The 288-nt window shown below is 64.2% G+C and carries 1 protein-coding gene; it reads left to right on the top strand.

Annotated elements, in window-relative coordinates; genetic code table 11:
- Window positions 1-23: 23 nt before the first annotated feature.
- Window positions 24-288: IS66 family insertion sequence element accessory protein TnpB (gene tnpB / locus PZA18_RS24540; protein ID WP_284103502.1), on the top strand; the 265-nt coding region annotated here is incomplete at its 3' end.

The following is a 288-nucleotide window of genomic DNA, read 5'->3' as shown; positions in this document are numbered from 1 at the left end:
CTGGCGCTACTGCGGCAATTGCCATGAGTAGTGCACTGAGTCCGGCCCAGGTCTTTCTGGCGGTCGAGCCGGTGGATATCCGGCTGGGGGTGGATGGCCTGTCGCTACGGGTGCAGCAAAGCCTGGGGCGCACCCCCACCGATGGCAGTGCCTATGCCTTTCGCAACCGGGCTGGCAACCGGATCAAGCTGCTGGTGTGGGATGGCAATGGCGTCTGGCTCTGTGTCCGGCGACTGCACACGGGCCGCTTCGTCTGGCCGCAGAGTAGCGATCAGCTGTTTACCCTGA

The sequence above is a fragment of the Parachitinimonas caeni genome, from assembly GCF_030129945.1.
GTDB lineage: Bacteria > Pseudomonadota > Gammaproteobacteria > Burkholderiales > Chitinimonadaceae > Parachitinimonas > Parachitinimonas caeni.
The sequence above is the reverse complement of the archived record's forward strand: the minus strand, read 5'-3'. Positions and strand labels throughout refer to the sequence as shown.